Annotated in this window: 25 protein-coding genes; 12 read left to right on the top strand and 13 right to left on the bottom strand. The window is 60.7% G+C overall.

All coding sequences use genetic code 11. The features are described from left to right. Positions 1–68: 68 nt before the first annotated feature. The 6 genes from F2P67_RS25560 to F2P67_RS25540 all read right to left on the bottom strand — a co-directional run bounded on the left by F2P67_RS25560 (position 69) and on the right by F2P67_RS25540 (position 4604). Positions 69–482: a VOC family protein gene (locus F2P67_RS25560; RefSeq protein ID WP_166225442.1), complete on the bottom strand. Its 414-nt coding sequence runs from the start codon at positions 480–482 to the stop codon at positions 69–71. Between the two features lie 160 nt (positions 483–642). Then, a complete protein-coding gene (locus tag F2P67_RS27860) occupies positions 643–930 on the bottom strand; it encodes a hypothetical protein (protein WP_246226554.1) in 288 nt (95 codons plus the stop codon). 26 nt (positions 931–956) lie between these two features. Continuing rightward, on the bottom strand, positions 957–1241 hold the full coding sequence (locus F2P67_RS27855; RefSeq protein WP_246226553.1) for a hypothetical protein: 285 nt from the start codon (positions 1239–1241) through the stop codon (positions 957–959). Positions 1242–1287: 46 nt separating this feature from the next. Continuing rightward, entirely contained in the window at positions 1288–2232 is a 945-nt protein-coding gene (locus F2P67_RS25550) for an alpha/beta hydrolase (protein ID WP_166225439.1), read from the bottom strand. 112 nt (positions 2233–2344) lie between these two features. Continuing rightward, positions 2345–3343 carry an NAD(P)H-quinone oxidoreductase gene (locus F2P67_RS25545; RefSeq protein WP_166225436.1) on the bottom strand — a complete coding sequence of 333 codons (999 nt, stop codon included), beginning with the start codon at positions 3341–3343 and terminating at the stop codon, positions 2345–2347. Between the two features lie 61 nt (positions 3344–3404). Beyond that, positions 3405–4604, bottom strand: coding sequence for a YbfB/YjiJ family MFS transporter (locus tag F2P67_RS25540; protein ID WP_166225433.1), 1200 nt, complete (start codon positions 4602–4604; stop codon positions 3405–3407). Between the two features lie 111 nt (positions 4605–4715). Here F2P67_RS25540 and F2P67_RS25535 point away from each other — a divergent pair, with 111 nt between their 5' ends. Both F2P67_RS25535 and F2P67_RS25530 read left to right on the top strand, forming a co-directional pair. Beyond that, positions 4716–5591 carry a LysR family transcriptional regulator gene (locus tag F2P67_RS25535; protein WP_166225430.1) on the top strand — a complete coding sequence of 292 codons (876 nt, stop codon included), beginning with the start codon at positions 4716–4718 and terminating at the stop codon, positions 5589–5591. Positions 5592–5770: 179 nt separating this feature from the next. Then, positions 5771–6268: a hypothetical protein gene (locus F2P67_RS25530; RefSeq protein WP_246226552.1), complete on the top strand. Its 498-nt coding sequence runs from the start codon at positions 5771–5773 to the stop codon at positions 6266–6268. A gap of 52 nt (positions 6269–6320) precedes the next feature. Here F2P67_RS25530 and F2P67_RS25525 read toward each other — a convergent pair whose 3' ends face one another. After that, positions 6321–7043, bottom strand: a complete 723-nt coding sequence (locus F2P67_RS25525; protein ID WP_166225427.1) for a pirin family protein — start codon at positions 7041–7043, stop codon at positions 6321–6323. Positions 7044–7263: 220 nt separating this feature from the next. Here F2P67_RS25525 and F2P67_RS25520 point away from each other — a divergent pair, with 220 nt between their 5' ends. Further along, positions 7264–8214 (top strand): GlxA family transcriptional regulator, encoded by a 951-nt coding sequence (locus F2P67_RS25520; protein WP_166225424.1) that lies wholly within the window; start codon positions 7264–7266, stop codon positions 8212–8214. A gap of 90 nt (positions 8215–8304) precedes the next feature. Further along, a complete protein-coding gene (locus tag F2P67_RS25515) occupies positions 8305–9774 on the top strand; it encodes an ATP-binding protein (protein WP_166225420.1) in 1470 nt (489 codons plus the stop codon). Here the strand turns inward: F2P67_RS25515 and F2P67_RS25510 are convergent. Then, on the bottom strand, positions 9739–12537 hold the full coding sequence (locus tag F2P67_RS25510) for an ATP-binding protein (RefSeq protein ID WP_166225394.1): 2799 nt from the start codon (positions 12535–12537) through the stop codon (positions 9739–9741). The genes F2P67_RS25515 and F2P67_RS25510 overlap by 36 nt on opposite strands. A 150-nt stretch (positions 12538–12687) precedes the next feature. Further along, entirely contained in the window at positions 12688–13104 is a 417-nt protein-coding gene (locus tag F2P67_RS25505; RefSeq protein WP_166225391.1) for a helix-turn-helix domain-containing protein, read from the bottom strand. Between the two features lie 211 nt (positions 13105–13315). Here F2P67_RS25505 and F2P67_RS25500 point away from each other — a divergent pair, with 211 nt between their 5' ends. From F2P67_RS25500 to ycaC, 6 genes are all read left to right on the top strand, one after another. Next, entirely contained in the window at positions 13316–14239 is a 924-nt protein-coding gene (locus tag F2P67_RS25500) for a LysR family transcriptional regulator (RefSeq protein ID WP_166225388.1), read from the top strand. 126 nt (positions 14240–14365) lie between these two features. Continuing rightward, a complete protein-coding gene (locus F2P67_RS25495) occupies positions 14366–16114 on the top strand; it encodes a hypothetical protein (RefSeq protein ID WP_166225385.1) in 1749 nt (582 codons plus the stop codon). 179 nt (positions 16115–16293) lie between these two features. Next, positions 16294–16710, top strand: coding sequence for a DoxX family protein (locus tag F2P67_RS25490; RefSeq protein ID WP_166225382.1), 417 nt, complete (start codon positions 16294–16296; stop codon positions 16708–16710). Next, on the top strand, positions 16703–17329 hold the full coding sequence (locus F2P67_RS25485) for an antibiotic biosynthesis monooxygenase (RefSeq protein WP_166225379.1): 627 nt from the start codon (positions 16703–16705) through the stop codon (positions 17327–17329). The genes F2P67_RS25490 and F2P67_RS25485 overlap by 8 nt, the downstream gene beginning before the upstream one ends. A 32-nt stretch (positions 17330–17361) precedes the next feature. Further along, positions 17362–19200 (top strand): amidohydrolase, encoded by a 1839-nt coding sequence (locus F2P67_RS25480; RefSeq protein WP_166225376.1) that lies wholly within the window; start codon positions 17362–17364, stop codon positions 19198–19200. 69 nt (positions 19201–19269) lie between these two features. Then, positions 19270–19893, top strand: coding sequence for an isochorismate family cysteine hydrolase YcaC (gene ycaC / locus F2P67_RS25475; RefSeq protein ID WP_025111237.1), 624 nt, complete (start codon positions 19270–19272; stop codon positions 19891–19893). A gap of 69 nt (positions 19894–19962) precedes the next feature. Here ycaC and F2P67_RS25470 read toward each other — a convergent pair whose 3' ends face one another. Together F2P67_RS25470 and F2P67_RS25465 are read right to left on the bottom strand one after the other, a co-directional pair. Further along, positions 19963–21390 carry a mechanosensitive ion channel family protein gene (locus tag F2P67_RS25470; protein ID WP_166225373.1) on the bottom strand — a complete coding sequence of 476 codons (1428 nt, stop codon included), beginning with the start codon at positions 21388–21390 and terminating at the stop codon, positions 19963–19965. Positions 21391–21642: 252 nt separating this feature from the next. Then, entirely contained in the window at positions 21643–22659 is a 1017-nt protein-coding gene (locus F2P67_RS25465; RefSeq protein ID WP_166225370.1) for an alpha/beta hydrolase, read from the bottom strand. Positions 22660–22822: 163 nt separating this feature from the next. Between F2P67_RS25465 and F2P67_RS25460 the strand changes: the two genes are divergently transcribed. Beyond that, on the top strand, positions 22823–23722 hold the full coding sequence (locus tag F2P67_RS25460; RefSeq protein WP_166225367.1) for a LysR family transcriptional regulator: 900 nt from the start codon (positions 22823–22825) through the stop codon (positions 23720–23722). A gap of 12 nt (positions 23723–23734) precedes the next feature. Here F2P67_RS25460 and F2P67_RS25455 read toward each other — a convergent pair whose 3' ends face one another. Further along, positions 23735–24043, bottom strand: coding sequence for an addiction module antidote protein (locus F2P67_RS25455; protein WP_166225365.1), 309 nt, complete (start codon positions 24041–24043; stop codon positions 23735–23737). Between the two features lie 233 nt (positions 24044–24276). Between F2P67_RS25455 and F2P67_RS25450 the strand changes: the two genes are divergently transcribed. Then, positions 24277–25083 carry a class I SAM-dependent methyltransferase gene (locus F2P67_RS25450; RefSeq protein ID WP_166225362.1) on the top strand — a complete coding sequence of 269 codons (807 nt, stop codon included), beginning with the start codon at positions 24277–24279 and terminating at the stop codon, positions 25081–25083. Between the two features lie 136 nt (positions 25084–25219). Here the strand turns inward: F2P67_RS25450 and F2P67_RS25445 are convergent, their stop codons facing one another. Then, positions 25220–25912, bottom strand: a complete 693-nt coding sequence (locus F2P67_RS25445) for a GNAT family N-acetyltransferase (RefSeq protein WP_166225359.1) — start codon at positions 25910–25912, stop codon at positions 25220–25222. Positions 25913–26003 lie beyond the last annotated feature (91 nt).

Here is a 26003-nt window from a genome sequence, read left to right as displayed (position 1 = left end):
AAAAGGGGCAGTAACCTTTCAAAATGAAAGGTCACTGTCCCTTTTTCATGCCCGGCGAAAAGTCGTGGTTACTGGTCACTCTCGCAATTGACCATCCACGACACGCCAAAACGATCCACCAGCATGCCGAAACGTGCCGCCCAGAACGTCGTTTCCAGCGGCATATCCACGCGACCCTCCATGGCCAGGGCGTTAAACACCCGCTCGGCCTCGGCGATGCTGTCGACGTTCAGGGAAATCGAACAACCGCTCATGCCCTGCGTCGGACGATCCGGCGTGGTGTCCGAAGCCATGATCATCTGATCGCCGACCTTCAGGCAGGTATGGATGACCAGATGGTGAAACTCCTTCGGTACATGCTCGGCGGCGGGTGTTTCGCCGAAGGTCATGATTGCCTCAAGTTTTCCCTGCAAGGCTTTTTCGTAGAAGGTGAAGGCTTCACGGCAGTCGCCGTTGAAGATCAGGTACGGGTTGATTTTCATGTGTGTACTCCCGGCAGTAAGGCGCGGAGCAGGCAATGACGCGCCGATGGCCGCGCTGAGCGATTAAACATAGCAGAGCTTTGGACGCCGGCAATGACCGGTCTTCCCAGATGTTTTTCGCCTGAAAATCGCCGGCCTTAGCGCTGAAAAGGTTCTGGGACTAATCGACAAACACCTGCTCGTCGTCGTCACTCAGGCACACGGTCAGTTGCTGGCCGTTTTTGTCGAACGCGCAGTGGGGCAGCGCAGTGTGCAGGGCCATTTTTACCGGTGCGCCGATAAACACCACAGCGATCAACGCCGCCACTACGAATTTGGCGACCAGCGCTGGGCGCGATGGCAGGCGCTGGTTTGTCAAACGTGAACGCAGAAAGAGGCCAAGCCCCAGAATTGCCGCGCCAATAAACATGGCACTGCCGATATCGTGGGGGCTGATGCTGTAGATCACGTCTTCGGCGTTGTCGGGATAGTTGATCAGCCACCAGCTACCGATGCCCAGGGGGCCAGTCCGGCACCGATGCAGGCATGAATCGATCCGGGCAAACGCAGCAAAAGCGTCAGCAGCAATCCTGTTGTCGCTATGAGCCAGCCGCCGCCGAACAATTGGCCGTTCATGCCGCCCATGAACGTGCCGCCGACGTCGGTGGGTGTGAGCACCACCCAGGCACAAAAAGTGATGTGCGCCAACAGCGCAAGCACAGCGAGCCAGCAAACCGGGTAGTAAATCCATAGGGCATTGGGGCGAGAGAACACACTCATTCCTTTTCGTGGTGTTTTGACGGGCGCCATTATGCCGATGAGAAGGTCAGGAGTCGCGCGAGGGTTTCACCATGGCCGGCCCGGCTACACGCGGTGCGGGGGGAGTCTTCATCAATGCGTCGATCGCCTTGCGATAGTTCTGGCCGCCGAGCGCCATGCTGTTGTTGTGCGTCGCGCCCGGCACCAGCAACAACCGTTTGGGCTGTTGCGCGGCGTTGAACAGTTGCTCGCTGAAACGTGACGGCACGAACGCATCGGCCAGACCATGCACGACCAGTAGCGGCATATGAATGTCGGCGATCTTGTCGATCGAATCGAATTTCTGCGACAGCAGCCAGCGTACGGGCAGCGAGGTGTTCACCACGGCCGCGGCAACGTCGGCCAGCGAGGTGAACGTGGATTCGATCACCAGCCCGCGTACCGGCAGAGGCGTGTGATCGCGGGCTGCGTCCTGTCCAAGTTCCGCCGCCAGATCAATCGCCACGGCGCCGCCCAGCGAATGGCCGTAGATCAGGCGTTTGTTCGGGTCCGGCTGCAGCAGTTTGAAGCGTTCCCACGCCACCCGCGCATCTTCGTAAACGCTGCTTTCCGAGGGCAGATCACCCTTGCTTTGACCGAAGCCGCGGTAATCGATGGCCAGCACCGAATAACCGGCTGCGCGCAATTGCTCGATGCGGAACAACTGCCCGGTCAGGTTCCAGCGCACGCCGTGCAGATAAAGGATCGCCGGAGCATTCGTGCGTTCCGCCGGCCACCACCAGGCATGAATGTTTTGCCCGGCCTTGAAACGCTTCGGTTGCAGGTCAAGTTCCTGCACGCTGCCGGGCAAGCCGTGATACCAGCCAGCCGTGCCAGGTTCGATGCGAAACAGCAGTTTGCGTTCGGTGTGTTCCAGCACTGCACAACTGGTCGGCACGCCGATTATCAAAGCGGCCATGCAGGCAAACGCCAAGCGGCGGCGTCGCAGTCGAGTCATGAAGGAAAGGAACATTAAACGTTTCACCAGTGCGCAGACGAAGAACGCTTTTTACCAGATGCCCGGGTCTGCGCGTGACATTTTCGACCACCGTCCCCGGGCAACAATTACAAAATGCTGCTGCGGATCAATCGATACGCAGCACGATCTTGCCGATGTGGTCGCCGGCTTCCATGTGTGCGTGGGCTTTGTCGGCCTCGTGCAGCGAATAGACCTTGTCGATGATCGGCAGGCAGCGCCCGGCGGCCAGCACTGGCCATACGTGTTTGCGCAATTGCTCGGCGATTTCGGCTTTTTCCTCACTCGTGCGCGCGCGCAACAGGGAGCCGGTGACCACCGCGCGTTTGCCGAGGATCGCTAGCAGGTCGACGTCATTGGCCCGCGCGCCGCCGAGGAACCCGAGCATCACCAGATGACCATCCATCGCCAGGGCGCTGACATTACCGTTGAGGTACGAACCGCCCATGATGTCGAGAATCGCGTTCACCCCGTCGCCTGCGGTTTTCTCGGCGATCACGCTGGCGAAGTCTTGTTCGCGATAGTTGATCGGTTGCCCACCCAGTTCGGCAATCGCCGCGCATTTATCGGCGCTGCCAGCGGTGGCGAACGCTTCGATGCCGAATTCGCGGCACAACATCAGCGCGGTCGTGCCGATGCCGCTGGTGCCGCCATGGATCAATACTCGTTGGCCACGGCTGGCACCGCCGAGACCGAACAGGTTGGCCCAAACGGTGAAGAAGGTTTCCGGGATCGCGGCGGCCTGTACCCAATCCAGGCCGGCAGGCATCGGCAGGGTCTGGCCGGCGGGAACGGCGCAGTACTCGGCATAGCCACCACCGTTGGTCAGCGCGCAAACCTTGTCGCCCACGGCAAACTGGCTGACGCCGGCACCCAGCGCCACCACTTCACCGGCCACTTCGAGACCGGGAATCGGGTTCATCCCGGGCTTCATCGGGTATTTGCCGGCACGTTGCAAAGCGTCCGGGCGATTGATGCCGGCGGCGTGCACACGAATCAGCACTTCGCCGGCAGCGGCCACCGGCAGCACCACACGTCTGGCTTGCAGCACGTCGGGGCCACCGGACTCGGTGATTTCGATTCGGGTCATTTCGTTGGGCAGAGTCATGTCGATTCCTGTGAGTAAAGGTTCTGTAGATGGGAGCGCGGGCGTGCCGCAATGATTCCCTTCACGTTACGCAGCAACGCGGTTCAGTGGTTTCGGGCAGCCATCGCATGGCTTGTTCCAGCAACAGCGCGAGCAAGATCGCGCCTGCGGCGATCACGAACAGCAAGGCGTGATGGCCACCCGTGGCGTTGAACAGCGCCGAGTAGGCGAACCCGGCCAATGCCTGAAACGTGGCGAACGAAACGGTGGCGCGGCTCCAGGCAATTTGCTGGCGGTGGTGATCGGGCACCAGTTCATGCACGCGGGCCAAGGCCAGCGGCACGATGCCCGGAGGAAACGAGCCGAGAATCACCGCCAGCATGGCCAGCGCCAGAAACGAGTGAGATACCGCCAGTAAGCCCAGCGTAATTGCCTGCACCACCAGCACCAGTCGAATGCTGCTACGCGCACCCAACCGGTCAGCCAGAAAGCCGTAACTGACCGGCCCGACAATCGCGCCCAGCCCGTACATCACCCAAACCAGTGCGCCAACATGCGCACCGGCACCCAGGCCTCGGGCGACGTAATCCACCAGGAACACCATCGCTGGCACCAGTCCGGCAGCCATAAAGGCGTACTGGGTAAACAGCAGGTAAACGCCGGGCGGTGTCGATTGCCGGGTGCTCACCTCGTGAGACGCCAGCGCTTGCGGCAAATCCTCAGGCCAGCCAAACCAGCTCAACGCCGTCAGCAGCAGCGATAACGCGCCCAGGCCAAGCCAGGTTGCCTGCAAACCGAGACTCAACAGCGGCGGGACAATCGTTCCAGACCCGGCGATGCCCAGGCCGATGCCGAGAAATATCGCACCGCTGGCCAGGCCTCGACGCGACGCCGGTACATGTGGCAGCACGGTCGCTGCGACGAGCACCATGATTGCGCCGCCGGCGATCCCCGACAGCAGCCGCCAACCGAAGAACCAACTCAGAGACAGCGGGTACGCACAGGCGAAAAATGCCGCCGTCACCGCCAGCATCATCAAACGCAGCGCGATCTTGTTGCCGAACTGGCGGGCCAATGGGCGGCCGAGCAGGGCGCCGATCAGGTAACCGACCAGATTGGCCGCGCCGAGGTAAACCACGTCATGAGTGGAAAACCACTGCGCCTGGATCAGCGCGGGAATCAACGGTGTGTAGGCAAAGCGTGCCAGCCCGATGCTGACCAGGCTGGCGCAGAGGCCGGCGAAGATCGGCAGCCAGAGACCGGTTGCAGATGTTGTGCGCATGGGAGCAATTCCGTGGAAGGTTTATGGCGCCCAGCATATCGGCTATGGTTGCTGCGTTCGTGCAGCGATTAGGCTTGGCAGTGATGCAAAAATGCATCGATAAGGGTGAATATGAATTGGGATGATGCGCGGGTATTTCTTGCCGTTTGCCGTGAGTCGACATTACGCGGCGCGGCGCGGGTTCTGGGTGTCGATCAGGCGACCGTCGGGCGCCGCATCACTGCGTTGGAGAAGTCGCTCGGCGCAACGTTGTTCCTGCGCACGTCCGACGGTTACGCGTTGACGGCGGTGGGAGAAGCGGCGCTCAAGAGTGTCGAGAAAATGGAACACTCGGCGCTGGAGCTGGAACGGCAGATTCAAGGGCTGGATGATCGTCTGATCGGCACTGTGCGGGTCAGCACCACCGACTCACTGGCCATCGACTTCTTGATTCCGGCGATCGCCCGGCTGCACCAGCAGCACCCGGACGTGCGCGTGCAACTGGATGCGTCAACGCAGATCCTCAGTCTGGCCAAACGCGAAGCGGACATCGCCGTACGCAATACCCGGCCAGACAATCCTGACCTGATTGCCCGGCGCATTGCCCGTTGGCCAGTGGGCTTGTTTGCTGCAAAGGATTACGTCGAGCGTCTAGGGGAACCGCAACCGGGCTCGGCATTCGAGGGGCACGATCTGGTGGTCTATCAACCGTATTTGCAGAGCCACAAGGACATGACGCTAGTCTGCGAACCGTTGACTCGCGGGCGGATCGTCGCAAGCCTGGGTTCCAGTCTGTTGGTGCGTCGCTCGATTGCCGCCGGTATCGGTGTAGGAGAAATCCCCGTGTATATGGGCGAGCGCGATGGGTTGGTCAGGCTCTGGCCAGAGCGAACCCGGCCGCTGCCGTACGAAGTGTGGCTGGTGACCCACGCGGATCTGCGCCATACCGCGCGGGTGAGGGCGGTCATCGAGCAGATTGTCGAGGCGTTTGCACTGGAAAATCAATGAGTCGGGGTGGCCGTGTAGAGGCTACGTTGCCTGACGAAATGACCTACACCTACAGCAGAATCCGCTGGCTTGTGGGGTTTTCAGATGGGTTCTATTGTGGTTGCCACTCGTAACGAAAGAGACATTCGCTTTTGAGTGATCAGCCATGGACGGTCTCGGTAACCAGGGAAGGGAATCGAATGAAAGCCAGGGAATTCGAGCAATTTCACAGCATCGGCGCAACCAGCAACGGTCGGAACACCCAAGACATGAATGCTATCAGTCGTGAAGAATTCAACGCCCGAATCGAGACAATCGAGACGAGGATGGATGCTCGGGTCGAGGCTGTCTCAGCGAGGATCGATCATTTTCTCTCGGTTCAGGCTGAGCGGGACAAGGCCAACGAGTTGATTCAGCTCGAACGGCAAAAAAATCAGGATGCAATGTCGATAACCCTTCAGAACATAGCCGAAGAGTCGAAAGAAGCACTCAAGAAAGCCGGCACCGTGAACGCCAACGTCTGGATGGCAACGGCTGTCCACTTGTTTGGCGTGGTCAGCATCGTTATGGGTGCCTATTTTGCCAATCAGTCCAGCATGTACACAGCGATGCAGACGACCCTGGCCGCGATTCAGGCAGGCAAGGAAGTTGGCGCGGCGAAACCAGCGGTACCGTCTCCCTTTATTGCACCACCCTAAAAAAACGGCCTTCAAGCGAAGGCCGTTTTTTTGCGCGCAGTGAAAAGCGACTTCATGGCATCTGCGGCAACTCCTGCGGCCGCAAGTCGAACACCAACACTTCGGCATCCGCGCCGTTGCTCAAGGTCAGTGCCTGTTCTTCGCGAACCCGTACGCCGTCACCTTCCTGCAACCGCTGGCCATTGAGTTCAACATTGCCGCGAGCCACATGCACGTAGGCGTAACGGTTGGCCGGCAGCTCCAAAGTGGCGCTTTCCTTGCCATCGAACAGCCCGGCATACACCCGCGCATCCTGGCGCACTTTCAGCGAACCGTGACTGCCGTCCGGTGAAATGATCAATTGCAGGCGGCCGCGTTTTTTCTGCGCGCTGAAGTGCTCTTGCTGATAACGCGGTTTCGCGCCACTGACGTCCGGCACGATCCAGATCTGCAGGAAGTGCACCGGTTGGCTCGCCGAATGGTTGAACTCGCTGTGCGCCACGCCGCTGCCGGCGCTCATCAGTTGCACGTCACCGGGGCGGATCACAGAGCCGGTTCCCAGTGTGTCTTTGTGCTCCAGCGCACCTTCGAGCACGTAGGAAAAAATCTCCATGTCGCGGTGCGGGTGTTGGCCGAAGCCTTTACCGGCGGCGACACGGTCGTCATTGATCACCAGCAGGTCGGAAAAACCCTGCTCGCGCGGGTCGCGGTAGCTGGCGAAGGAAAAGGTGTGGAACGACTTCAACCAGCCATGATTGGCGAGGCCACGATCGGAGGCTTTGCGAAGGGTCAGCATGATGAAATCTCCTTGCGGGACGTGAATTCGTCCGAGTGAGGAGAAGGTTACTGGTTACTCGTCAAAGCAATAAGTAGATGAAAATTGAAAGACTGTCCCGTGCTGGTTGACAGTTTTGCGCTGCAGTTCACGCATTCTTTTCCGACGCTGGCGCCGTACTTGGCCATAATGCTCTGCCTGTTTCAGACGCTTTTTACTTTGATCGGTGTGATGTCTTCTCATGAAAACCGTGGCAATGGTGTTGTTTCCCGACTTTCTTCTGCTCGACATGGCCGGGCCACTGGAAGTGTTTTCGGTTGCCAACCGTTATCTCAAGCCCGAATCGCACTACCAACTGACCACGCTGGGCATCGAACCCGGGCCGCTGCGGGCGTCCAACGGGGTCTTGGTGCACCCGGACCGGCACATCAGTGATGCGGCCGACCGTTACGACTTGCTCTTGGTGCCGGGCGGTCCCGGTGCCTACAACCAACAATTTCCCTCGTTATTTGTCTGGCTGAAGGCCGCTGTTCAACGGGCCGAGCGCTACGGTTCAATTTGTACGGGCGCTTTCGTGCTCGGGCATGCCGGGTTGCTCGACGGCTATCGTGTAACCACGCACTGGAATTACACAGAACGTCTGATCCGGGGCTTTCCCAATGCCAACGTCGCGACGGATCAGATCTTTGTCGAAGACCGCAACCTGATCACCTCCGGCGGTGTGACGGCCGGCATTGACCTCGCGCTGGCTGTGGTCGCCCGCGATCATGGCAAGAAGCTCGCTCAGGATGTCGCCAAAGTGTTGCTGGTGGTGATGAAGCGTCAGGGTGGTCAGGCGCAGTTCAGTCCGTTGATGGCCGCCGTGTCCCCGCAGGAAACGCCGATCACCCGAGCGCAGAATTACGTGCTGGAACATCTTGACGAGGCCTTTACGGTCGAGCGCATGGCCGGTCTGGCCAACATGAGCGCACGGCATTTCTCTCGGGTATTCACCCGGGAAATCAACATGACGCCCATGGAATTTCTGCAAAGTGCGCGCATCGATTGTGCGCGCAACTTGCTCGAAACCAGCGACCTGCCGCTAAAAACCGTGGCCTATAAAAGTGGTTTCGGCAGCGTGCGGCATATGCGTTTGCTGTTCGCCGAAAAGCTCGGCCTGACCCCTGCGCAATACCGCGAACAGTTCAGCTAGAGCGGTTCTGTCCGTTTCGCGCACCCGGTTGTCCGTGTTGCGCCCTGTGTGGCGGTTGTTCCGTCATTTGAGCCTGCCAAGATAGTTGGCATGAACAGCCTCAATGATTTGAACCCGGCGTCAGTGTTGCGGTTTGGCCCTTACGCGTTTCATCTGCGCCAACGCCTGATCCTTGAAGGGGATCGGCAACTGCGCATGGGCGGGCGCGCACTGGACATTCTGCAAGTGCTGGTCGAGCGGGCCGGGCGCGTGGTCAGAAAAGAGCAATTGATTGCGCTGGTCTGGCCGACTTCGGTGGTCGAAGAGATCAACCTGCGGGTGCACATCGCCGCGCTGCGCCGGGCACTCGGTGATGGTGAGAACGGGCAACGCTACATCGTCAACGTGCCGCAATGCGGTTATTGCTTTGTCGCGCCGGTGCAGTGCGACAGCGTCGCGCAGGTGGTATTCGAAAGCCTGCAGGCTCCGCAACATAACCTGCCGGCCAGGCTGACGCCGGTGAGCGGGCGCGATTCGCTGGTGGGCGCACTGGTGCGGCAACTGCCGCTGTGCCGGTTGATGACCCTGACGGGGCCGGCGGGTGTCGGCAAATCCACCGTGGCGCTGCGCGTGGCAGAGTTGCTGCTGGAGCATTACCGCGATGGCGTCTGGCGTGTGGATCTGGCGGAGCTCGATGAAACCTCGCCGCTGCTGGATCACCTGCTGCAAGTCCTCAAGAGCGATCTGCCGACCTTGGCATGCCGCCACCTGTTGCTGGTACTCGACAACTGCGACCCACTGCACGAAACCTGCAAAACACTGGTCGAGAATTTATTAAACGCTGCGCCACGCCTGTCGATTCTCGCCACCAGCCGCGAAGCCTTGCAGGCCGATCTGGAAACCGTACACATCCTGCCGCCGCTAAGCCTGCCGAAAACCTCGGCATTGCGCAGCGTCGAAGAAACCATGGGCCACTCGGCGGTGCAGTTGTTCGTCAGTCGCGCCCGCGCCCGGCAGCAGGGCTTCATCCTGCGCGAACAAGACCTGGAAGTGGTGCGCGACATTTGTCAGCGACTCGACGGATTGCCGTTGGCGATTGAATTGGCGGCGGCGCAGATCGATGCCCTGGCGCTGGTCGGGTTGCAGGCGCAACTGGGCAACTGTCTGCAATTGCTCAGTCATGGCCGGCGCACCGCCGTGCCGCGCCATCAGACGCTGCGGGCTGCGCTGGACTGGAGCTATCAGCGCTTGAGTACAGACGAGCAGATCGTGCTGAAGCGCCTGTCGGTGTTCCGGATTGCCTTCACCCGCGAGGCGGCGTTGGCGGTGATCCATTGCGAAAAACTGCCACCTTCGGCATTGGGCGCAATCATTGATCGACTCGCGCAGAAGTCGTTGCTGACGGTGGAGCACTGTGGGGCGGCGGTGCGTTACCGAATGCTCAATACCACTTGGCTGTTCGCACGCGGGCAACTGATGAGCAGTGGCGAGTCGAGCGATGTCGAGCAGCGTCGCGGGCGCTACATGGGCCGAATGCGCGAGGCATCAGCCTTGCAACTGGCTGCGCAGCTCGTCGAGTAACAGGCGCACCCTGCGCAAATCCGGAGTGGCGTAACCCTCGGTGAAGCGTTGGTAGATCGGGCTGAGCAGTTCGAGGGCTTCGCGGTGACGGTTTTGGCGCTGCCACAACCGGGCCAGTGAAGCAGCGCTGCGCAGCTCCCAGGCGAGGGCGCCCTGTGACCGTGCGATCTCCAGCGCTTGCTGCAGGGTGTGTTCGGCTTCGTCGACTGACCCGCCATCATCGCGGCTCAACAAGTGATCTGCCCGGGCACGCAAAATCTCCGCCGTGCTCCAGCCGGCTGCGCCACTGCGTGCCCGCTCCAGCAAGGCGTCATCGAAGAAGCGGTTGTCCAGCGTGACCATGATTTCCTTGATCAACCCGCTGTCATCCGCCGGCACCGGTTTCATCGTATCGGCATCGAGCACCTGTGCGTAATGCCGTGCCCACGTATAGAACAACAGCACCGAATGTTTCTGCGCTTGTTCAAACAACAGGTGCAGCAAGGCGCGGGCGTTCTGTTGGTCGCCGTTGTAATGGGCGATCAGGCAAGTGGCGAGCGCCAGGGTGTAACAGATCGACGTGCCGTGATTGATCTGCACCGCGATGTCCAGCGCCTGCCGCGCCGTGCGCCAGGCCTGCTCGGGAAAACCCTGCAGCCACAACACGCGCGCGAGTACCGTCAGCGAGGCGACGCTCTGATCGTATTGCACACCGAAACCGTGGGTAAACCGGTTGACGTGACCGCTGTGCGCCATGCGCTGAATCACTTGTTCGGCATGAACGCGCGCCTGCGGCTGGTCGCCGGCGTAATGCAGCGCCAGCACTCGCAAACGGTGAGTGCTCAGCGACAGCAACGGATCGCCGTGCAAGCCGAGCCGGTCGAATTGTTCGCTTTGTTCCAGGGCCATGCGGTACTGGCCGCAACTCAGATTGACCGCCATGTGCCCGGACACTGCGCGCAATTGCCCGGCGATATCGCCGTGCTGTTGCGCCAGCGAGTGGGCGCTGACGAAGGCGCCGATGGTCTCCGGGGTGCCGCCCCACGTGTGATAACAGGCACTGCCGAGCGCCAGTTGCAGGGCGATTTGCAGGTGCGGACAGGGCTCGTCAGTGGTTTCCAGCAGGTTCAGCGCCTGGCGCACGTATCCGCCATATTCCTTGAGCAGCGACAGCTCCTGCCACAACGGTGCCGACGCAGCGGCCAGCCGAATCCCCAGTTGATCCGGCCCGCTCCCGGCAAGGCACCAGTCCAGCGCGGCGCGCAGGTCTTCCAGGCCTCGGGCGTATCGTTCGATCCACAGCGTGGTCGGCGTGTGCTCCCAATCCGCTTGCGCCTGATGCATCAAGGCCAGGCAGCGTTCTGCATGACGGCTGCGGGTTGTGCCGAGTTCGGCGGCCAGATCGAGTTTTTCCAACGCATAACGTCGGGTCGTGTCGAGCAAGCGATAGAACACCTCTTCATCGGCCACTTCGACGTTGAGCAGCGATTTGCCCACCAAGTGCAGAATCGAGGCGAAGACTTCATCTGCGGTGATCGCTTGACCGCCAATCACCGCGCCGGCGGACTCCAGCGTGAAACCGCCGCGAAAAACGCCGAGGCGACGCAGGCAGGTCTGCTCGCAGCGGCTGAGCAGATTGAAGCTCCAGTCGAGTGTGGCGCGCAGGGTCACGTGGCGATCCTGACGGGTCTGATTGCCCGGTAAAACCGCTGGCAGTTGTCCTTGCAACTGACCGAGCAAACCTCGCAGACCGGTGTCGGTGAGCTGCGCCGCCGCCAGTTCCAGCGCCAGCGGAATGCCGTCCAGTCGGTGACAGATTTCAATTGCCTGCGCGAGGTTGGCGTCGTTGAGTTCAAAGTTCTCGCGGGCGGTCATGGCGCGTTCGACAAACAGTTGTAACGCGGCAAAGCTCAAGGCCTGAGCGCGGTCATGCATGGCGTTCGGCGGCGGGCAATCGAGTGAGCCGAGGCGCTGCACGTACTCGCCCTCAGCACGCAGGCTCTCGCGACTGGTGGCCAGAATGTGCACTTGCGGCGCACCGCGCAAAAGACTTTCGGTCAGTTGCGCCACGCTGTCGATCAGGTGCTCGCAATTGTCGATCACCAGCAAGATCTGCCGCTCACGCAGGCCATTGATCAGGCTGGTCACGGGATCGCCGTCGTGCAACAGGATGTCGAGCAGGGCGGCGAGGTGCGAGCAGATCAGACGCGGATCGCTCAGCGGCGCCAGATCGAGCAGACGAATGCCGTCGCGGTAATGGCCGATCATTTGTTCCGCCACGCGCAGGGCTACGGTGGTTTTGCCGATGCCGCCGGGGCCGACCAGGGTGATGCAGCGTTGTCGCGGCAACTGTGTCATCAGGCTGTCGACCAGCGCCTGACGACCGATCATCCGCGTGCGCCGCAGCGGCAAATTGTGCCCGCCGACGCTGTTGCCGGCGGGGCGTTGTTCGATGGCTTGCAGCGCAATCGGCGCTACAAAACTGTAACCGCGCTGCGCCACGGTGACGATGTAACGCTGGCCGGCCTGACCGTCGCCTAGCGCCTTGCGCAGCGCGGCCATGTGCACGCGCAGGTTGATGTCTTCGACGACACTGTCCGGCCACACCTCGGCCATCAATTGCTGCTTGCTCACCACTTCGCCCGCATGCGCCAGCAAAATCAGCAGAATGTCGAGGGCGCGGCGGCCCAGACGCAACGGCTGTTCGCCTTCAAGCACCAGTCGTTGCCCGGGATGGACCCGATAGGGGCCGAAGCCGATGGCCTGATTCGGGGAAAGACTCAACAACTCACTCCTGCGGTGATGCAGCGGACAAAACGAAAAGACGCCGGGCGTGGGGGCAGGGCGTCTGTTTCGAGGTGTCCGGGCATGATCCTCAGGTTTGAGCATCGGTGCAACGGGAGGTGTCTGTGTCGGCATCAAATCAACGGCGGATCATGGGCGCGGGTGTTTCAGTTCACGCATGACCTGACAGCGCCAGGCAAACGGATTGATCCCCTCGCTGCGGGTGAACATGTGACAGAAATGCGCTTGATCGCAGAACCCGCATTCCAGGCTGATCTGCGTCAGGCTCAGGTCGGTGTGCTGGATCAGCAGTTTGGCGCGGGCGATGCGCTGGCTACGAATCCAGTCCTGGGGCGAAACGCCGGTGCTGCATTTGAACGCGCGGGAGAAGTGGCTGCGTGACAGTGAGCACGCCTGCGCCAGTTCGGCGACTTCCAGACTTTCGTCGAGGCGTTCGAGAATCAGTTGTTTGACCCGCCGCACGCGTTGCGGGCTGAGGCCGCCGGTGCGGGGTGTGCCGGGTTCGCAGGCAGGGGCGAGGGCGACGGTGTGCAGTAAATGAGCCATGGCCAATGTCCGTGTCGGTTGGGGAACATGCAAGGCACGTGCCCTCAGGTCAAAAATCAACGCTGCGCAGAGGTTTCATTGTTGGCGGCAGGCCTGCGGCTGACGAGTTAATCGTTGTTAATTTCTCCGGCCGACTGGCGATTAAAGCGCCGTTGATCGCGTAAAGTGCGTAGCACTAGCGCCCGCCTGGCCATCCAAGGAAATCGAGCCAATGAACCGTAACGATCTGCGTCGCGTTGACATGAACCTGCTGGTGATCTTCGAAGCACTGATGTTCGAAAAGAACCTGACCCGCGTCGCCGAAAAACTGTTCATGGGCCAACCGGCCGTCAGCGCGGCGCTGGGCCGCTTGCGTGATCTGTTCGACGATCCCTTGCTGCTGCGCAACGGTCGCAGCATGGAACCCACGGCCCGCGCGCTGGCAATCCTCAAGGAGCTGCAACCGGCGATGGACGTGATTTCCGGTGCGGTCAGCCGGGCCAAGGAATTCGATCCGGCGAGCAGCTGCGACGTGTTCCGCATCGGCCTCTCGGACGACGCCGAATTCGGTCTGTTTCCGCCGCTGCTGCGGCAGCTACAGGAGGAGGCGCCGGGCATCGTCGTCGTGGTGCGCCGCGCCAATTACCTGTTGATGCCGGCGCTGCTGGCGTCGGGGGAAATCTCGGTCGGCGTCAGCTACACCACGGACCTGCCAGCCAACGCCAAGCGCAAAAAACTCCGTGATATTCCCTGCAAAGTCCTGCGCGGCGACGACCGTCCGGGCCCGCTGACCCTCGACGAGTACTGCGAGCGCCCGCACGCGATGGTGTCGTTCTCGGGTGATCTGAGCGGCAATATCGACGTGGACCTGGCGAAGGTCGGTCGCAGCCGCCGTGTGGTACTCGGCGTCCCGCAATTCAGCGGCTTGCGCGCGTTGCTGGCCGGCACCGAAATGATCGCCACCGTCCCGGATTACGCCGCGTGCGCGCTGGTCGAAGGCTGCGCCTTACGCGCTGAAGATCCGCCGTTCCCGATTGATGCGGCGCAGCTGTCAATGGCGTGGAGCGGGGTGCATGACAACGACCCGGCGGAGAGGTGGTTGCGCTCGCGGATCAGTCAGTTCATGTCGGTATCGCTGGATATTCCGCGGTTGTAAGCGCGCCGTTCGTCCGAAATAGCGTTTGACCTGTAAGTTCTGACAGTAGCGCTGGCGCGCACGTGGGTGTGTGATTGATCCAATGCCTTTTCGGGGGCCATATCACGCGCGCACCGGGACATAACGATGACTGCCAACAGCCCCAACGCAAACGTCGCCGCTCCACCGCCTCCGACCATTCAGGAGAACCCGAGCACATTTCTGCTGGACCCGCAGAACGTGCGCAACACACTGACGGTCGAGGTGACGGACCCAACACTGCAATCGGGCGATCGCGTGAGTGTGACGTTCACCGGCGACCCGGCTACCGGAAGCAATGGCTCGCATACCACCGGTGCCCTCAGCGCTGGCACCGTTCGGCCAATGATTTTTCGGCTCCCGTTCACACTGACAACCTTCAACCTGGGCCAGACGGTGACCGTGACCTACACGATCACCCGCAGCAACGCTGCCCTGGTGACTTCCGATCCGCTGGTGTTGTATGTCTTGACGCTGGCGCAACGCGATCTTCCCAGGGCTTTGATCACCGAGGCCGGTCAGCTTGGCGAGGGTCGATTTCTGAACCTGGATGGCTTGAGTCATTTCACTCTGCGGATCAACGCATGGACGCTAAGCACTCGGGGTCAATTTCTCTCGCTGCGGCTACTTGGCGTCAATGCCGATAACAGCGTTTTTGACCGGCCATACTGGGGTCCACCGGGCAATGTGATCGCGGAGGAATTCAACCGTTTTGGCTACTACGAAACGGTTCACTCCACCACGGATCTGCGGAGTCTCAAGCACGGCAGCGTATTGAGCTTGATATTGATGGTCGGTTTGCAAGGCAGTCAGGGTCCTGCGCCTGCCCAACCCTTTGCCCACCGAAACTACATCGTCCTGACGGACCCCACGAGCGCGCCAAGGATCGAGCGGATCGTTGATCCGGACGGTCGGGAAGTCGGCGATCAAGGTGAAACGTTGTCTACCCGCGTCACGTTGTTCGGGGTAGCTACAGAACCAGTGATTGTTTTTGATGGGCAATCAAGACTTGGCACGGCTCCGGTGATTGCGGGGGCGTGGGAATATTTGGCCAATGGATTGACCAAGGGCCTTCACGTCTTCACAGGTCGGTACGCCGCTGGGGGGATATCCAGATCCTGGACGATCAACGTTCTGGAAAACCGCGAAGTACGGATCAAGGAATCAACCGGCAACACCCATTTGAATCCTTCTGCAGCGACTGCGTCGCTGACATACGTGCTTAATTATTTGAGCGAGCCCACCGACCTGGTCAGTGTGCGCTGGATAGCGGCGCCGGGCACGCCAGCAGCGGGTTCGTATACTTCGCTGCCGGTCGCTGTGGGTGCCACGCCCAGAGAACTATCGGCGCCTGTCTCACTGGTGGCCTTCAGCATCGGTAAACCCGTTGAAGTCACCGCCTCCTACGTACGCGGCGGTGCACCCGCGGTGCAATTGCAACCCTTGGCGCTATCCGTGCTGCCGATCCCGAGCGACTTGCTCTTACCCCCAGTGATCGACGAGGCGAAAGGCACTCTCGAACTGGACAAGAAGGACATCGTGGCCGCAGCGAACCTGACTTTTGGCGGTTGGATACACATGGCGAGAGGCCAACGGCTGGAACTTACCCTGATGGGCTTCGCGGCCAATGGCGCCGTGAACAATCGAAGTGTCTGGACACCCGAGCGCAACTCGGTTCATCAGGCCTGGGTCACGAATAAAGGCTACACCTTCAGACTTCCGGTCGACTATCTGCTGTCGCTCCGGGTTGGGACATCGTTGGACATCATGTTCTCAGTAAGAACGGACCAAGTGCCGGACTCGAGGGCAGTCACGGTTTTCGAGCCGCGTCAGTACACCATCGTGGACACGCGGTGACCGGGGAGGAATAAGTTGTTTGGCTTTGGGCGGTTGGGGCGCGGAGCGTCACGGGCTGTATTCCCACGCAGAGCGTGGGAACGATCGACACTGAACACGCCAAACAGAGCACACCCATCCAATTTTCCCCCGATCAATCGTTGCACCATTGCCTGCAATGATTGATCAAGGGTGGGCCCATGAACGCTGCACAACGCAATGACCAGGCGCAAAACCTCGGCCTGCTGTTTCTGCGGGTCACCGGCGGGTTGTTTCTGCTGTTCGTCCACGGCTTGCCCAAGCTGCTGGACTTCTCCGCGCAACTGCAACTGATCGAAGACCCGTTCCACCTCGGTGCCCACCTCACTTTGATTCTGGCGATCTTCGCCGAAGTCCTCTGCCCGCTACTGATCGTCGCCGGGTTACTGGTGAGATTGGCGTGCTTGCCTATTCTCTTTGTTCTGCTGGTGGCGCTGCTGGTCGTGCACCCGCAATGGAGTGTGGCCGAAGGGCAGTTCGGCTGGTTGCTGTTGATCCTGTTTGCCACTGTGTTTATCGCCGGGCCGGGACGGCTGGCGTTCAATGTTCGTTTGCCCGGAGTGCTGCGTTATGCCTGAAGTCCTGAGTCCAAAAGCACCGGGGAGCGATGAGACCGTCACGCTGATCGTCAAGCATCGGGTCAAGGCCGGTTTCGAATCGGCGTATGAAGCCTGGCTGCGCAACATCGTGCGGGTCGCCGGTCAGCGCGAAGGGCATCTGGGCGTGGACGTGGTGCGCGGCAAGCGCGCCGGGCTCGACACCTACACTTGCGTGCTGCGTTTCTGCTCGACCGGGGCGATGCAGCAATGGCTGGAATCGCCGCAGCGCCAGGCGCTGGTCGATGAAGCCGCGCCGATGCTCGCCGATGGCGACCAGACCGAAGTCGCGCCGGTCAACGAGTTCTGGTTCGCGCCGCTGGCCGATGCCGCTTCGCCGCCACCGCGCTGGAAGCAAGCGGTGATCACGCTGCTGGTGATTCTGCCGCACACCTTGCTGGTGCCGCTGATCTGGGGGCCGGTGCTCGGGCTGCATCCGCTGCTTTCCAACTACGTGGTCGCCACGTTCCTGATCACCCTGACCATCGTGCTCTCGGTGGTGTACGTGTTCATGCCCCGCGTGACCCGACTGTTCGCACCGTGGCTGGAGGCCGGTCAGGCCCTTGAACACCTTGAACCCACAGAACACCCGTCACGCTGAATCCCATTCATTTTTTTCTCGAAGGAACTGCGATGAGCGCCGATCTGATTCTCTTCAATGGTCAATTTCATACTGTCGATCGCACCAAACCACTGGCCAGCGCCGTGGCGATCAAGGACGGCCGCTTTGTGGTCGTCGGCAACGACACCCAGGCCATGTCCCTGCGCGGCCCGGCCACGCAAGTGATCGACATGCATGGTCGTTGCGTCATCCCCGGCCTCAACGACTCGCACTTGCACCTGATCCGTGGTGGTTTGAACTACAACCTCGAACTGCGCTGGGAAGGCGTGCCGTCGCTGGCCGATGCGCTGCGCATGCTCAAGGATCAGGCCGACCGCACGCCGACTCCGCAATGGGTACGCGTAGTGGGGGGCTGGAACGAATTCCAGTTCGCCGAAAAACGCATGCCGACTCTCGAAGAGATCAACCAGGCGGCGCCGGACACCCCGGTATTCATCCTGCACTTGTATGACCGCGCGCTGCTCAACCGTGCCGCGTTGCGCGTCGCCGGTTACACGCGTGACACGCCGAACCCGCCGGGTGGCGAGATCGTGCGCGATGCCAACGGCAACCCGACCGGCATGCTGGTGGCGCGGCCGAACGCGATGATCCTGTACTCGACGCTGGCCAAGGGGCCGAAGCTGCCGCTGGAGTATCAGGTCAACTCGACCCGCCAGTTCATGCGCGAACTCAATCGCCTCGGCCTGACCAGCGCGATCGATGCCGGCGGCGGTTTCCAGAACTACCCGGACGATTATCAGGTGATCGAGCAACTGGCCAAGGACGACCAGTTGACCGTGCGCATTGCCTACAACTTGTTCACCCAGAAACCCAAAGAAGAGCTGACCGATTTCCAGAACTGGACAGGCAGCGTCACGTTGCATCAGGGCGATGACTTCCTGCGCCATAACGGCGCCGGCGAGATGCTGGTGTTCTCGGCGGCGGACTTCGAAGACTTCCTCGAACCGCGCCCGGATCTGCCGCAGACCATGGAAGCCGAACTGGAGCCGGTGGTGCGCCACCTCGTCGAGCAGCGCTGGCCGTTCCGTTTGCACGCCACTTACAACGAATCGATCAGCCGCATGCTCGACGTATTCGAGAAGGTCAATCGCGACATTCCGTTCAACGGTCTGCCGTGGTTCTTCGACCATGCCGAAACCATCACCCCGCAAAACATCGAGCGGGTGAAAGCGCTGGGCGGCGGCATCGCGATTCAGGATCGCATGGCGTTCCAGGGCGAGTACTTCGTTGACCGCTACGGCAAGCAAGCCGCCGAAGCCACGCCACCGATCAAACGCATGCTCGCCGAAGGCGTGCCGGTGGGTGCGGGCACCGATGCAACGCGGGTTTCCAGCTACAACCCGTGGACCTCGCTGTACTGGATGGTCAGCGGTCGCACCGTTGGCGGTCTGGCGCTGTACGAAGAAGGTTTGCCACGCACCACCGCGCTGGAACTGTTCACCCACGGCAGCGCCTGGTTCTCGTCCGAGCAGGGCAAGAAGGGCCAGATCAAGGTCGGGCAACTGGCAGATCTGGCAGCGCTGAGCGCCGATTTCTTCCACGTCGAGGAAGAAGCGATCAAGTGGATCGAGTCGGTACTGACCGTGGTCGGCGGCAAGATCGTTTACGCCGCCGGTGACTTTGAAGACCTCGGCCCGCGCTCGATTCCGGTACTGCCGGACTGGTCGCCGGTGGTGAAAGTCCCTGGCCACTGGCGGCCGAATTCGCCGATGCAGGCGCAGGTTCACCAATGCGTCGGCGCCTGTGCGGTGCACTCGCACAGCCATGAAAAGGCGCGGTTGTCGAACGCGCCGGTCAGCGATTTCGCCGGTTTCTGGGGCGCGTTCGGCTGTTCCTGTTTCGCTTTCTGATTTCCCCCAAACGCGCCGTCCTCTCGGTACGGCGCTTGACATCACATCCATCCAACCAGGAGTTTCCCCATGAGCGTTCCTTACAAGCGTCTGAACAAAGATGATGCGGTTGTGCTGCTGGTCGACCACCAGACCGGTCTGATCTCACTGGTGCAGGACTTCACGCCGAACGAGTTCAAGAACAACGTGCTGGCGCTGGGCGACATCGCCAAGTTCTTCAAACTGCCGACCATTCTGACCACCAGCTTCGACGCAGGCCCGAACGGCCCGATCGTGCCTGAACTGCGCGAGCAGTTTCCGGACGCGCCGTTCATTCAGCGTCCGGGTCAGATCAACGCGTGGGACAACGAAGACTTCGTCAAGGCCATCAAGGCTACCGGTCGCAAGCAACTGATCATCGCCGGTGTGGTGACTGACGTGTGCGTAGCGTTCCCGACCTTGTCGGCCATCGCCGAAGGCTACGACGTGTTCGTGGTGACCGACTCGTCCGGCACTTTCAACACCACCGTGCAGCAAGCAGCATGGGCGCGGATGTCGGCGGCCGGCGCACAGCTGTTGAACTGGTTCTCGGTGGCGTGCGAGCTGCAGGGCGACTGGCGCAACGACATGGAAGGCCTGGCGCACCTGCTGTCGGAACGTCTGCCGAACTACCGCAACCTGATCAACAGCTACACCAAGTTCACGGCCAAGTAATCGTGTGAATTGAAAATGCCCGCTTGATTGCGGGCATTTTTATAGGCACCTGGAAGAGGCGCACGCTGGTCAGCGCTTTTGCAACCAACCGAGAAACCCACCTTTCCTCACTGGCGCCGGTTTGGCCATCAACGCGAGGCGACTGTTCTGCTGACGCACCGCCTGCAACTTGTTCAACGCTCGGCTCACCTCGCTGCGCTGTTCCATGCACTGGCGAGTGAGATTCTTGTCGAGCCGATAAATGATCGACGACGTCAGTGCCGTGAACGTCGCTTGCGACGGCGTATCGGCGAGGATGCTCTGTTCACCCATGACTTCGCTTGGGCCCATGCGCCCGGCTTCGGTCTGGCCATTGCCGTCGGGCACCGTGGCACTGACCACGCCGGTGGCGATCACGAACAGGCTGTCCGGCACTTCCTCCAGATCCAGCACCACCTGGCCCGCCGCATACTGCTGCGCGACCATCGATTCGGCGAGACGGTCACGCTCTTCGGCGCTCAGCGAGCGGAAGATCTTCACTTCATCGAGCAGCGCACGGGCGCGGCTCGACGGTTCGATCACGCCGTCCGGATGCCGCGAAATACCGGCGGCTTCGAGATGGCGGTGGGCGAGGTCGAACAGTTGATTGCGCACTTCGCCTTTCTTGCCCAGTTCAGCGATGAAACCGCTGGCGACGTAAGTCGACATGGTTTCGCCGGCCTCTTTGAGCAGCGCTTTCGGCGCGGGCGTGAGCAACAGATTGCTGCTGCCTTGCAGAGTCCGATCCAGTGCATCGAGCACCCGGCGCGGGCGGATGTGGTTGGGCACCTGGATGCTGATCGACACGCCGTGCATGTTGCTCGGGCGGCTGAGGTTGACGATCTTTGCCTTGGCCGCCACCGAGTTCGGCACCACGGCCATGGTGCCGGCGCTGGTCAGCAGGTGCGTGGCGCGCCAGTCGATGTCGAGCACCTTGCCTTCGACGCCGTCGATCACCACGAAATCGTCCACTTGATAGGGCTTGGTGGTGTTGAGGACAATGCCGGAAAACACGTCGGCAAGGGTGCTTTGCAGCGCCAGACCGACGACGATGGCGACCACGCCGGAGGTCGCCAGCAAACCTTTGACCGGCAACTCCAGTACATAACCGGCCGCTGCGACGATGGCCGCGAGAAACACCAACGCACCGATGACGTCCTGCAACAGCCGCCCGCTGTGACCGATGCGGCGCATCAGCACCAGGCCTATCACCTCGGTCAACACCCGCGCGGCGTACAGCCACCAGAGAATGCCCAACGCCGTCGCACCGAGTTGCGCCACGCGTTCATCTGCAAACATCGGTGCCTGCAATGGACTGACACCGGCATTGATCACCAGCGCCGAGAACGCCAGAAACAACACCAGTCGAATACCCACTCGTGGCGCACGATGGGTGAATGGCGAGAAGTGCCACAGCACGGCGTCAACCAACAGCAGAGCAGCGCTCAGGGACAGCAGGTGGGTGAGGAGGAAGGACATGGAAGACTCCGATCTGCGGGGGTTTCTGCTGCCGATAAAAATGTTGCGGTGGAAAAACCTGTGGCGAGGGGATTTATCCCCGTTCGGCTGCGGAGCAGTCGCAGAACCAGCTGGCACGTTTTGGCAGACGAACCTTGTTGCAAGGGGCTGGGCCTGCTGCGCAGGCCAACGGGGGCAAGTCCCCTCGCCACAAAATCTGATCACTGCAATCTCAGCATTGCCACACGAGGGCGTGTGGCATTGCCTGGAGGATCAGTTCAAATGGGTCTTCAACTCAGCCGCCGCCTGACGCACCGCCGCTTTCACTTCGGGAATCTGACTCAGCGGATTGAGCAGGCCAAAGTCGTGAATCATCCCGTTGTAGCGCACCGAGGTCACCGCCACACCGGCTGCATCAAGGTGCCGCGCATAGCCTTCGCCTTCATCGCGCAGCACGTCGAATTCGGCGGTCTGCACCAGGGCCGCAGGCAGGCCTTTGAGCTGTTCGGCGCTGGCATTAAGCGGCGAGGCGTGAATCTGTGCACGCTCGGCCGGGTTGGTTGTGTAGTTGTCCCAGAACCACTGCATCATGCCCTTGGTCAGGAAGTGGCCCTCGGCGAATTGCTGGTAGGAGCCGTCGTCGAACTGTGCGTTGGTCACCGGCCACATCAGCAACTGGAAGCGCAGGGCCGGGGTTTTCTGTTCCTTGGCCATCAGCGCCACAACCGCCGCCATGTTGCCGCCGACGCTGTTGCCGGCCACCGCCAGACGCTTGCCGTCGACACCGATTTGCTTGCCGTGCCCGGCCACCCATTTTGTCGCGGCGTAAGCCTGATTGATCGCGGTCGGGAACTGCGCTTCTGGCGACGGCGTGTAATCGACGTACACCGCCACCGCGCCAGAGCCCACTACCAGATCACGAATCAGCCGCTGGTGGGTCGGATAATCGCCCAGCACCCAGCCGCCACCGTGGAAGAACATGAACACCGGCAACTCGCCTTTGACCTTGGCCGGACGCACCACTTTCAGGTTGATCGTCTGGCCGTCCACCGTGATTGCCTTGTCGCTGACTTCCACACCGGACAGGTCAACCTTTACCGAAGCCTGGGCACCGGTCAGTACCGCACGGGCGTCTTTCGGGCTCATTTGCTCCAGCGGTTTGCCACCGCCGGCGGCGAGGGCATCGAGAAAGGCCTGGGTGTTGTGTTCGACAGCCGAACCTTCGGCGGCAAAAGCGTTGCCGATGGACAGGGCGAGGAGGGAAGCGGCGAGGGTTTTCTTGATGTTCATGTGCAATTCCTTTTTAAGTCGTTTGAGTTTTTTGTATGCCTTGGGATCGGGCTGCTGCGGCGCTGGGCTGCAGGCCTCAGCAACACCGTGAGCACAGATTAATGGGGTGCCGAAAAGTGAAAAAGCGGCTATAAAGCGTTTAACTGTCCACCAGAGAGTGACAATGAACCCGTTCGAAGACATGCGTATTTTTTGCCAGGTCATGGACTCCGGCAGCTTCACCGCTGCGGCCGATCAGTTGGGCCTGTCCAAGCAGTTCGTCAGCCGTCGGTTGATGCAGCTAGAGGAACGTTTGGGCGTGCGCTTGCTCAACCGCTCGACCCGGCGTCTCGACGTCACGCCGCTGGGCCAGAGTTATTACGAGTCAGCGCTGCGTTTGCTGGGCGAGGTGGAACAGGTCGAGCAGGGCATCGCCGGGCAGACTGCCGAACCACGGGGGACGATTCGCCTGAGTGCGCCGCTGTCATTTGCCGTCGCGCATCTCGGTTGCCTGCTGCCGTTGTTCTTGCAGCGCTATCGGGAAGTCACGGTGGAAGTCGATCTGAGTGATCGGCCGGTGGACTTGCTCGGTGAGGGCTATGACCTGGCGCTGCGCATTGGCGTGCTGGAGGACTCGACGCTGATCGCTCGGCGCATTGCGTCGATTGAGCGGGTGTACTGCGCTAGCCCGGCTTATCTCGCCGAACGCGGCACACCGCTCAAGCCTGAGGATCTGCTCAGCCATGACTGTTTGCCTTACGGCCACGGGCGGTCGGTGCAGTGGCGGTTCAATGCAGGGCAGGGCAAGCCGCAACTGGTGAATGTCACCGGGCGCATGCGCGTCAATAACGGTGAATTACTGAGGGATGCAGCGGTGCAGGGAATGGGCATCACCTATCTGCCCACGTTCATCGTCGGTGCGGCGCTGAAGGAGGGACGACTGGTGCCGGTGCTGGATGATCTACGCCCGGAGCCGCTGACGCTGTCGGCGGTGTATCCGCAACATCGGCAGGCGTCGCGCCCGGTGCAGGCGCTGGTCGAGTTTTTGCGTGAACGCCTCAACCACAGCGAAGTCGGTCTCTGATCCTAATACAAATCAAATGGTGGGAGCGGGCTTGCCATGCCCAGGCTGTGCACAAAGATCAATGCCAAGGGCATGAATGACTTTTAGAACGGTGTCGAAACGCGGTTTCGCACCCGGTGCGAATGCCTTGTACAGACTCTCGCGACCCATACCTGATTTCTTGGCTATCTGCGTCATTCCGCGCGCCTTGAGCACATAGCCGATTGCGCGAAGAAACTCGTCGTTATCCCCATCTGCAAGAACCTGGGACAGGTACTCGCTGATGGCTTCGTCACTGTCCAGCAGCACGGCCATATCGAAATTCGTCAAGGTCTGGCTCATGGTTAAACCTTCTTTGTGATCAACCGCTCGACTGTATCCAAATAGATACACGTGCACAGTCAGTCCGTTCGTCTACTGGTCTTGGAAAAATCGCCGGTATTTGTAGGCGAGAACTTCATCGTTTGTAGGAGCAGCCTTCCACAGCGTTCGGCTTACAAGTTTGCAACAACCGCAACGACCGCGCTGTTCTAGACTTTGGCCCGCTCAATCACGAGCATCATCCGGAGTGCGCCATGGAAGTGCCGAACAATAAAAACGCCATCGAGAGCAATCGACAGGCGTGGAACGATTCCGCCCGCCACCATGAGGATTCGCCTGACTGGCAAGCCCTGCTGAACGAGGTCGCGCAGGCCGACTTCTCTTGCCTTGACGAGACGTTGCACGGCTTGCTGGAGCAGGTCGGGGTTGAGGGTAAAGAGTTGATTCAACTGGGCTGCAACAACGGTCGCGAAAGTCTTTCGCTGTTTGCCCTTGGCGCGCGCAGTGTCGTTGGTGTTGATCAATCGCAGGCGTTCCTTGAGCAGGCCCGCGAACTGAATCGGCGCTCGGCGTACAACGCCGAATTCATCGAGGCCGATATCCATCACCTGCCGGCGTCGCTGCACCACCGCTTCGACGTGGCGCTGATCACCATCGGTGTCCTCAACTGGATGCCCGACATTGGCGAGTTTTTCCGTCACGTGGCCTCGACGCTGAAACCGGGCGGCAAACTGGTTATTTACGAAACCCACCCGTTTCTGGAAATGGTCGATCCCGACGCTGCCGACCCGTATCGCCTTGCCACCTCCTACTTCCGCGCCGAGCCCTTCGTGCAGGAAGAGCCGATTGTCTATGTCGGAAAGGTCGAGCAGCAGGTGGCGAAGTCCTACTGGTTCGTGCACAACCTTGGCGCGATCTTCAGCGGTGCGATTTCGGCGGGGCTGAACATTGCGCATTTCAGGGAGTATGCGCATTCGAATCGGGAAGAGCTGTATGACCAGTATTTGAATCAGGAAGCGCAGATGCCGATGTGCTTTACGTTGGTTGCCAGCAAAGGCTGAAGAATTTATTGCCCGAACTGGCGCCTTCGCGAGCAAGCCCGCTCCCACATGGGATTTGTGTACAACGCAGATCCAGTGTGGGAGCGGGCTTGCTCGGGAAGGTGGCTTTAAAACCGCCACACATTTCAAGGATGTATCAAGCCTGCGCCGCCGCACTCACCACCGGCCGCCCCGGTTTGCGCAGCGGGTCCAGGCGTGAACCCTCGTACCGCGTTTCACGGAAAAACTTCCAGCGACCCAACAGGCAGTAGACGTGCATCACACGCCCCTGTTCGTGATAACCCATGCGGATATGCAGTTTCAGCGCCGGAATATTGTGCGTCTCGCAAACATCCACCACCTTGTTGCAACCCTGCGCCGCCATGGCTTCCCACAGCGCGACCTGCACATCCACCGACAGGCTGCTGCCGAAATAGGTGCGGGTCATTTCGCCACCAAACTCAAAGAACTCGCCAGGCTTCACCGGGAAGGTGCAGCCGTAGTAATGGCGGTCGTGGTAGTCGCGAATACTGCCCCAGATAAACGCCACCGCGTGGCCGTCAGCGTCGAGGTACATGTGCCCGGTGTGACCTTCGGCGGCCAGTTCCGCCATGGTGTCCACACGATCACCAAAATGCTTGCCGAACGCCCCGGCATTCTGCGGGGTGATGTCGACTTTGCGCAGGCCTTCGTACGGACGCAGTTTGTGCGGCGGTACCGGGCTGACCAGGTCGCGTTCCATCCACAGCAGTTCCCAATGGAAGAACACGTAGCGTTTCCACAACGTGCCGAGGGTGCGACCGAGGCCTTTCTGACGGATGCGTTCTTGTAGTTTTTCGATGACACTCATGATGCCCTCCGTGGCCGTAGCCCGGGTGTTGTGGATGGTGCTTTTGTGGGTATAGATCACCCTTGCGCGTACATTTCAAAGTGCCATCTTC

The organism is Pseudomonas atagonensis, assembly GCF_011369485.1.
In the GTDB taxonomy this organism is placed as follows: domain Bacteria; phylum Pseudomonadota; class Gammaproteobacteria; order Pseudomonadales; family Pseudomonadaceae; genus Aquipseudomonas; species Aquipseudomonas atagonensis.
The sequence above is the reverse complement of the archived record's forward strand: the minus strand, read 5'-3'. Positions and strand labels throughout refer to the sequence as shown.

Bases quoted from the DNA above. Each gene is read 5' to 3' on its own strand.
- F2P67_RS25550 (WP_166225439.1), bottom strand. From the start codon at position 2,232: ATGTTCCTTTCCTTCATGACTCGACTGCGACGCCGCCGCTTGGCGTTT.
- F2P67_RS25495 (WP_166225385.1), top strand. From the start codon at position 14,366: ATGACTGCCAACAGCCCCAACGCAAACGTCGCCGCTCCACCGCCTCCG.
- F2P67_RS25560 (WP_166225442.1), bottom strand. From the start codon at position 482: ATGAAAATCAACCCGTACCTGATCTTCAACGGCGACTGCCGTGAAGCC.
- F2P67_RS25485 (WP_166225379.1), top strand. From the start codon at position 16,703: ATGCCTGAAGTCCTGAGTCCAAAAGCACCGGGGAGCGATGAGACCGTC.
- F2P67_RS25490 (WP_166225382.1), top strand. From the start codon at position 16,294: ATGAACGCTGCACAACGCAATGACCAGGCGCAAAACCTCGGCCTGCTG.
- F2P67_RS25445 (WP_166225359.1), bottom strand. From the start codon at position 25,912: ATGAGTGTCATCGAAAAACTACAAGAACGCATCCGTCAGAAAGGCCTC.
- F2P67_RS25545 (WP_166225436.1), bottom strand. From the start codon at position 3,343: ATGACTCTGCCCAACGAAATGACCCGAATCGAAATCACCGAGTCCGGT.
- F2P67_RS25525 (WP_166225427.1), bottom strand. From the start codon at position 7,043: ATGCTGACCCTTCGCAAAGCCTCCGATCGTGGCCTCGCCAATCATGGC.
- F2P67_RS27855 (WP_246226553.1), bottom strand. From the start codon at position 1,241: ATGAGTGTGTTCTCTCGCCCCAATGCCCTATGGATTTACTACCCGGTT.
- F2P67_RS25540 (WP_166225433.1), bottom strand. From the start codon at position 4,604: ATGCGCACAACATCTGCAACCGGTCTCTGGCTGCCGATCTTCGCCGGC.
- F2P67_RS25455 (WP_166225365.1), bottom strand. From the start codon at position 24,043: ATGAGCCAGACCTTGACGAATTTCGATATGGCCGTGCTGCTGGACAGT.
- F2P67_RS25480 (WP_166225376.1), top strand. From the start codon at position 17,362: ATGAGCGCCGATCTGATTCTCTTCAATGGTCAATTTCATACTGTCGAT.
- F2P67_RS25470 (WP_166225373.1), bottom strand. From the start codon at position 21,390: ATGTCCTTCCTCCTCACCCACCTGCTGTCCCTGAGCGCTGCTCTGCTG.
- F2P67_RS25500 (WP_166225388.1), top strand. From the start codon at position 13,316: ATGAACCGTAACGATCTGCGTCGCGTTGACATGAACCTGCTGGTGATC.
- F2P67_RS25520 (WP_166225424.1), top strand. From the start codon at position 7,264: ATGAAAACCGTGGCAATGGTGTTGTTTCCCGACTTTCTTCTGCTCGAC.
- F2P67_RS25515 (WP_166225420.1), top strand. From the start codon at position 8,305: ATGAACAGCCTCAATGATTTGAACCCGGCGTCAGTGTTGCGGTTTGGC.
- F2P67_RS25465 (WP_166225370.1), bottom strand. From the start codon at position 22,659: ATGAACATCAAGAAAACCCTCGCCGCTTCCCTCCTCGCCCTGTCCATC.
- F2P67_RS25505 (WP_166225391.1), bottom strand. From the start codon at position 13,104: ATGGCTCATTTACTGCACACCGTCGCCCTCGCCCCTGCCTGCGAACCC.
- F2P67_RS25530 (WP_246226552.1), top strand. From the start codon at position 5,771: ATGAAAGCCAGGGAATTCGAGCAATTTCACAGCATCGGCGCAACCAGC.
- F2P67_RS25535 (WP_166225430.1), top strand. From the start codon at position 4,716: ATGAATTGGGATGATGCGCGGGTATTTCTTGCCGTTTGCCGTGAGTCG.
- F2P67_RS25450 (WP_166225362.1), top strand. From the start codon at position 24,277: ATGGAAGTGCCGAACAATAAAAACGCCATCGAGAGCAATCGACAGGCG.
- F2P67_RS25460 (WP_166225367.1), top strand. From the start codon at position 22,823: ATGAACCCGTTCGAAGACATGCGTATTTTTTGCCAGGTCATGGACTCC.
- ycaC (WP_025111237.1), top strand. From the start codon at position 19,270: ATGAGCGTTCCTTACAAGCGTCTGAACAAAGATGATGCGGTTGTGCTG.